At 44.6% G+C, this 7,683-nt stretch carries 4 protein-coding genes; 3 read left to right on the forward strand and 1 reads right to left on the reverse strand.

What is annotated here, in order from left to right; all coding sequences use genetic code 11:
* Positions 1 to 84 precede the first annotated feature (84 nt).
* Together R7Q46_RS19155 and R7Q46_RS19160 are read left to right on the forward strand one after the other, a co-directional pair.
* Entirely contained in the window at positions 85 to 2,091 is a 2,007-nt protein-coding gene (locus R7Q46_RS19155; RefSeq protein WP_005382608.1) for a TonB-dependent siderophore receptor, read from the forward strand.
* 41 nt (positions 2,092 to 2,132) lie between these two features.
* The gene (locus R7Q46_RS19160; protein WP_033906471.1) at positions 2,133 to 2,414 is read left to right on the forward strand and encodes a DUF2218 domain-containing protein; all 282 of its coding nucleotides are present in this window, start codon (positions 2,133 to 2,135) and stop codon (positions 2,412 to 2,414) included.
* Positions 2,415 to 2,502: 88 nt separating this feature from the next.
* Here the strand turns inward: R7Q46_RS19160 and R7Q46_RS19165 are convergent, their stop codons facing one another.
* Entirely contained in the window at positions 2,503 to 2,754 is a 252-nt protein-coding gene (locus tag R7Q46_RS19165; protein ID WP_005376619.1) for a YgjV family protein, read from the reverse strand.
* Between the two features lie 861 nt (positions 2,755 to 3,615).
* Here R7Q46_RS19165 and R7Q46_RS19170 point away from each other — a divergent pair.
* A partial coding sequence (locus R7Q46_RS19170; RefSeq protein WP_318077711.1) for a retention module-containing protein occupies positions 3,616 to 7,683 on the forward strand: 4,068 nt, incomplete at its 3' end.

Consider the following 7,683-nt stretch of genomic DNA (forward strand, 5'->3'; position numbering starts at 1 on the left):
GCATAACCAAATCGCCTTTGTATTTATAAAACTCATGCTTATTATACCTGAGAATTATTATCATTAATATTTAGGAATGAAGTTATGGAAAGCCCTGCTTGTTCACCTATCAAGCTTTCAAGCCTTTGCCTTGCAGTGGGAATGGCGCTATCAACCCCTGTTTTAGCTCAAGATACTGAGTCACATTTTGAAGAGGTCGTTGTATGGGGAACGAAAGTTTCCAGCAACACTGAGTCGATGTTTGCGGACGACATGTCACTGAAGCAAGCGGATCATATGTCTGATTTACTGCGCGATATTCCCGGTGTGGATGTTGGTGGAACACACTCTGTGAATCAACGTATTACGATTCGTGGTTTGAGCGAAACTGATTTGGACATTCGTCTTGACGGTGCTTCTCAGCATGCGAGCATGTTCCATCATATTGGTAACTTGACGTTGAACCCTGACATTCTCAAATCTGCGGACATTCAGGTAGGTAATAACTCTGTGACTCAAAACGGGTTAGGCGGTTCGGTCTACTTTGAAACGAAAGACGCTCGTGACTTACTTCGTTACGATGAAAAGTTTGGTGCTCGTGTTTATGGCGGCTATGCATCCAACGACAACCAACAAGGTTCGTTGACACTGTACGGACTTTTGTCCGAAAACATTGATGCGATGGTCTATGGCCATTACGTTACGCGTGATGATTTTGAAGATGGTGATGGCAATAAAACCTATGGTGCTGCAGGTGATGTTTACAACATTCTGGCTAAGCTGGGGTATGAACTAAATGACATCCATCGTTTTGAGCTCTCTTATGACATGTACCGAGACAGTGGAGATTACAGTCCGCGTCCTGATATGTCGGGTAGTGCAAATAATAGCCTGTCGAGCAAGTTACTTATCCCTACGGATTATGACCGCGATACCGTTACCTTGAGTTACGAGTTGCGAGGCGAACAACACCAAGGAAACGTCACTCTTTATAATACCGAGACAGAAATTAAACGTGACGAAACGGTGATGGCCCCTCGTTGGCCCTCGAACCGTTTATCAAAGAACACCGCCAAAAACCAAAACTTTGGTTTGAATGGCAAATTCCAGTCAGATGTTATGTTAGGTGAGTTTGATAATCGAGTCACTTATGGCTTCGACTACATGGATAAAACGTCTTCGAGTTACTACGGTAGTCGTAAGTTTATGGACGAATCGGCGATTTCAACTGCACTGTTTGTAGAAGATCAGTTCTTCTTCTCTGATGCCTTCTTTATTACTGCAGGTATGCGCTTTGATGATTACAAACGCAAAGCTGAGACAGGAACCAGTAATTATGATGATGTGACTTGGGCTCTAGCAGCAGAATGGGCGGTGACTCAAGATTGGACGTTGTTTGCGAGTGCACGCTCTCTATTTAAAGGTCCAGAGCTAATGGAAACCTTTATTGCTTACCAAGACGTTGCATTTTTAGAGGATGGGCTAAAGCCAGAAACGGGATTGAACACGCAGGGTGGTGTTCGTTTTGATAAAACCTTTGATAAGCATTTCTTTGGGGCGAATATTACGGTATTCCAAACGGAAATTGATGATTACATTGCAGACCAGTACCAAAACGCGACTCAAACTTACCTGATTTACAACTTAGGTGATGTTGAGATTAAAGGCTTTGAAGCAAGTGCTTCTTATGGTTACGACAAGTTTAACAGCAAACTTTCTTACTCTAAGTCGGACACCAAAAACAAGAATACTGGTGGTCCTGTTGCTGGGGGCAATGGGCGTAGCATTGATATGGGTGATAGCATTGCTCTAACTTTGGATTACCAGTCAGACGCTTTAGAAACGATCTTCGGGTGGAACTCAATGTTTGTTCTAGAGGAAGACAACGTCTTTGATGGTCAGCCAAAGAAAGCAAGTTATGATGTACATAATCTATACGCTCAATGGGTGCCGTCTGATATTGATGGACTGTCGGTGACCTTTGGTATTGATAATGTATTTGACGAGTTGTACAGCTCTCATGCGTCTCGTTCGGGTACTGCACGTGGCTTCACGCTTGATGACTACGAGCCGGGTCGCAACTTCAAGCTCTCTGCAGCTTATCAATTCTAACAAGGTTCTTCATAGGACGTTTCAAAGTAACGAGTAAGTTCATGATTAAAGAAAGCACCCGAATAGATAGCGAACACGCTGACAAATACTTAGTGACGCTTTGTCGGCATTTTGGACGAAAAGTTCCTGCTACTTGGAATGAAAATAGCGGTTTGGTGACATTTCCGACGGGAAAAGCGGAGTTTAACCTTTGTGCATCTAGCTTAACTATAACCTGTGAGGCGGATTCAGAAGAGAAACTGAATACGGTTAAGGCGATCATTTCATCGCATATGGATATGTTTTCTCGTCGAGAAACATTAGCACTTAGCTGGGTTCGTTAGCGCTCGTTTAGGGATGCTGTGATAGAAATGGAATATTAAAAGCAAAAGCCCGCAATCTTATGATTTGCGGGCTTTTATTGTTTGAATGCTATTGCGCTTTCTCAGGCTCTAGGCTTTTTTTTTCCTGCTGCATTTTTGCTAGGAAGTAGATGTTAACGCAAGCAATAAAACCGTTAGTTAGTACTACAGGCCAAGAATCAATCATTAGTCCGTAAGCAGTAAATAGCGCACAACCAATAAAGTTAAGGATACGAAGCTTAACAATATCTTTCATAGTTAGCGAAATAGCGACCATGATTGAAGCTGCATAACCTAAAATCTCAACCATATTCATGTCCATTTTTTTGACCCTCTTAAAATCTGCCGAATTTTGTCGGTACCAATTCTTCTCATCTTGAGATTAATGAGGAAGCTCCATGCCTCGAATGGTCTTTTTTGTTGTATGGACGCACTATATCAATGGAAAAACCGTGATAAAAGCCTCAAATCAAGGTTAAGAGAAGGTTAGCGATTACGCAAACGTTTAGGACTGGAATTACTGATAATTTTACTTATTGTGTTGATTGATAATAACGATGACATTAATAGCTCAAACACCATTGAAAGTAAGGGAATATTTACATATGATTGAAAATGATAATTATTTTCAAGTGCTGTGTTTATGTATTTTATTATTAGCTTGGTCGTGTTTTTTTTGCTGTATATCAGAACAAAACCGAACTCGTGGTGTGCGGGGATTCATATCGTAAGCCACATTTTTATCGTTGCATTTTGTCCTACAATTTATGTTGTTCAATATTTAATCGTTACGTTTTTTTCGTCACCGATATTGATTAAGCTGTCATCACGCTCCGGTGTATACAATATTCTCATTGCTTTTCTTCCATCATTGATCGCAACCGGCAGTCTGGCGTTTAGCTGAATGATTTCATCTTTCTTCTTTTCTTAAAACAACTACACTTAATTAGAATAAGGTATCAATTTCATATAATTATTCGATATCTACGCGTCAGCACATGTGTCACATTTCTGTGACTACGAGTAAGTTTTACTTATGTTGCTCGGTAGTAGGGTATTTATCGATTGTTTAATGATTCAATACTTAGTTTAATCGCATAAAGGTGTGCAGTATGCCGCACTAAATTAATAAGAAATTATCTAAAAAGGTTAATGGGAAACGTAAGCCATTAGCGGAGGTCAGATGAGTACGCACACGGTACCGCAGAGCGCGATTGTAAATGCTGTCAAAGGTGAAGTTTTGGTTTTGGGCCTGGATGGAAACGTTAAGGTCATAAAAGCGGGGGATGAGTTAAGACCTGGCGAGATTATTATCACAGAAAATAATGCTTCTCTCGACGTACAGATAAATAATGAGCTTTATCTGGTCGATGCAAATTGTGTTGCTTGTCTTCCTGTGCCTTCTTCTGAAACACTAGAACCAGTATTGGTACAATCTCCAGTTAATGGCTTGGTGACTTTTGACCCAACGGCTATTGGAAGTGCTGACTTCGACGCCAACGATATTGCCGCTATCCAGCAAGCTATTTTAGACGGAGCTGACCCTACCGCTATCTTAGAAGCAACAGCTGCTGGCGCAGGTGCTGAAGGCTCGGCTAATGCTGGCTACGTGACGGTTGAATATAATAACCCGGAAGTACTCGCGTCTACTTTTTTTGAAACGTCTGCGACTCGCAGCGGAGAAGATGATCGCGACGAAGATGACGGTTTGAATGTCACGATCTTTGCTGATGGTGGGCAGTCACTGCAATCTAGCGTAACAGAAGGCTCAATTTCTCTATCTAGCTACCCGCAAACCATTTCTTCTAGTGTGCTGGTTGAAGCAGGGGATCTCGCACTTGATACTGCTTCATTTGTACCTGAAACGTCCTCATTAGAGTCTTTGTTAACCGAGTTAAATAGTGACATTACCTCTGGTGGTCAGCCAGTAGCGTTCGTTTACGACGAAGCGCAAAATGCCATTATCGGCACTCAAGGTGGTAACGAAGTGCTTCGTATCGAGATCGAAGCGACATCTTTAGGCCGTGATTTAGAGTTAGAGGTCGTTACCACGATTAGCCAGGGTATTGACCATGTGGCGTCCATCGCTGATGGCCAAGTATCTATCGTCGGTGATCAAATCAATATCGCTTTTGACATTACAGGCGCAGATATTGGTGGTAATAGCATTCAAGCGCCTATCGATTTTACGACAACCGTTATTGATGGCGATGATCCTGCGCCGCAGAACGTTACTTTTGAAAACGTTGAATCTTCTTCTACACCAATTACTGGCACTTTTGTTGATATTGGTAGTGATCAATTGGCAACGGTCACGTTTAATCAAGAAGGACTTAGTCAGTTCGATGGCCTACTGAGTGATAATCAGGCGACAGAAGCGGTACTCTCTGAAGACGGCAGTACTATCACCTTGTCCATTGCGGGCTCGAATGAAACCGTCTTAACCATCAGTTTGAATACTGATGGTACCTACCAATTTGAGCAATTTAAGCCGTTAGAACAAACAAACGGTGAAGATACGATTGAGCTCTCTTTGCCAACCACAATCGTCGATTTCGACCAAGATACGGCAAGCAACACCTTTACGATGACCATCCTCGATGGCGATAATCCAGTGATTGAGAACGTGACGGGCTTGTCTTTAGACGAGGCGGGGGTTGACCAAGGTTCACAGGAAGGCGCGGCAGTAACAAGTGGTACTGGGTCGATCACGACAGCGGTCGGAAGTGACATCATTGATCACTATGAGTTGGAACCTACAGAGTTCAATGTTGGTGGAGAACTCCAATCTCAAGGGCAGGTTGTTCAACTAGAACTAGCGTCCGAGAGTAACGGCGTACGTACTTACGAAGGCTTCATCGAGCTGGATGGTATGCGTATTACCGTATTTGATGTGGCGATTGATGCACCTGCATTGGGCGAATACCAATTCAACTTGTATGAACAACTTGACCATACGGGTGCTAACGATGACTCGCTCACTTTCTCACTGCCAGTTTACGCGGTAGATGCGGATGGTGACCGCTCCTCTATTACCGAAGGTTCGAACACACCAGAAGCTGCGCAAATTGTCATTCAAGTTCAAGATGACGTTCCTTCGATTGATGGCGTTGATGCGCTAGCCGTAGATGAAGACGATTTATCAAGCATTGGCTCCGATCAAAGCGACTCTGTGTTCGCGCAAGGTAGCTTCACGACGACTCAGGGCTCAGACCGTGTTGTAAGTTATCAATTAGAGAGCGGCACTGATCCACTCAATGGGTTAGAATCACAGGGTCGATCTATCTCTCTGACGGAAACAACCAACTCAGATGGCAGCTTTACCTATTCTGCAACGGCAGAAGGGGACGCTATCTTCACCTTACAAGTGAACCCTGACGGTTCTTATTCATTTACCCTTGAAGGTCCAATCGATCATGCTGTGGGTAGCGATAGCTTAACGCTAGACTTCATTATTGTCGCAACGGACTTTGACGGTGATACCAGCTCACTTGTTCTACCAGTTACCATTGCTGATGATGTGCCAACCATTAATGACGTTGTCGCTCTTACCGTCGATGAAGATGACTTAAGTTCGGTAGGCTCTGACCAATCACAACCAACACTGGTTGAAGGGCAGTTCACGACGACTCAGGGCTCTGATGGCGTCGTACAGTATCAGTTGGATGTAAACGCTGATCCTTTAAATGGCCTGCAATCTCAAGGGCAAACCGTCTCCATTGCCGAAACGCAAAATGCAGACGGCAGTTACACCTACAGCGCAACGGCAAATGGCAGTGCAGTTTTCACATTAATTTTGAATACTGATGGCTCGTACAGTTTTGAGCTGCAAGGTCCAATCGACCATGCGTCAAATAGCGACAGCTTAACCCTTGATTTTAGCGTTATTGCTACCGATTTCGATGGTGACACAAGCCAAATCGTATTGCCTGTTACTATTGTGGATGATAAGCCGACCATTACCGATGTCGATGCGATTACCGTTGATGAAGATGACCTAGGCACGATTGGCTCAGATCAAACTGACCCGATTTCAATCGATGGCAACTTTACCACGACACAAGGCTCGGACCGAGTAGTGAGCTATCAGCTTGACGCGTCTGCAACACCAGTTGACGGCCTTACATCACAAGGCGTGGCAGTCACACTGACGGAAACCGCAAATGGCGATGGCAGCTTTACTTACGAGGCGACAGCGGGCTCTGAAGCGGTCTTTACGTTAACTGTGAATACCGATGGCTCTTACAACTTCACGCTTGAAGGTCCAATCGACCACGCGGTAGATAGCGATGAGCTGACACTCAACTTCCCAATCATCGCGACCGACTTTGATGGCGACACCACAAATGCCACTATCCCAGTGACGATCGTAGACGATAAGCCAGTTATTACTGACGTGGATTCCATTACGGTTGATGAAGATGATCTAGCGTCAATTGGCTCAGACCAAAGCAACCCGATTTCTATTGATGGTAACTTCACCACCACACAAGGTTCAGACCGAGTGGTGAGCTACCAGTTAGATGCTTCTTCAACACCGGTTGACGGTTTAACCTCGCAAGGTGTGGCGGTCACATTAACTGAAACTGCAAACGGTGATGGCAGCTTTACCTACGAAGCAACCGCGGGCTCTGAAGCGGTCTTTACGCTGACAGTGAATACTGATGGCTCTTACAACTTCACACTTGAAGGGCCAATTGATCACGCGGTTGATAGTGACGAACTGACACTGAACTTCCCAATTATCGCAACCGACTTTGATGGCGATACCGTTACGGAAACCATTCCAGTCACGATTGTTGATGATGTACCGACCATCACAGCGGTGGATGCGTTAAGTGTCGATGAAGATGACCTTACCGGTGTGGGTTCCGACCCTGGCGGCGATCTGTTCGTTGAAGGCGCGTTTACTACCACACAAGGCTCTGACCGAGTGGTGAGCTATCAACTGGATTCAACCGCTGATCCTGTTGCGGGGCTAACCTCTCAAGGTGAGGCGATTACCTTGGTGGAAACCGCGAATGGCGACGGCAGCTTTACCTATGTTGCGACCGCTGACGGTAATCCTGTCTTCACGTTGAATGTCGCAACAGATGGTACGTACGACTTTACGCTGCAAGGCCCGATTGATCATGCCGCCAACAGCGATAGCCTGACGATTGATTTCCCAATTGTTGCCACCGATTTTGATGGTGATACGACCACGGCAACCATTCCAGTCACGATCACGGATGATGCACCAATCATCGAT

This window comes from Vibrio sp. 811, from assembly GCF_033339195.1.

What these genes read in the sequence shown, in the direction of transcription:
- R7Q46_RS19155 (WP_005382608.1), top strand. Translation starts at nt 85, where the DNA reads ATGGAAAGCCCTGCTTGTTCACCTATCAAGCTTTCAAGCCTTTGCCTT.
- R7Q46_RS19160 (WP_033906471.1), top strand. Translation starts at nt 2,133, where the DNA reads ATGATTAAAGAAAGCACCCGAATAGATAGCGAACACGCTGACAAATAC.
- R7Q46_RS19165 (WP_005376619.1), bottom strand. Translation starts at nt 2,754, where the DNA reads ATGGACATGAATATGGTTGAGATTTTAGGTTATGCAGCTTCAATCATG.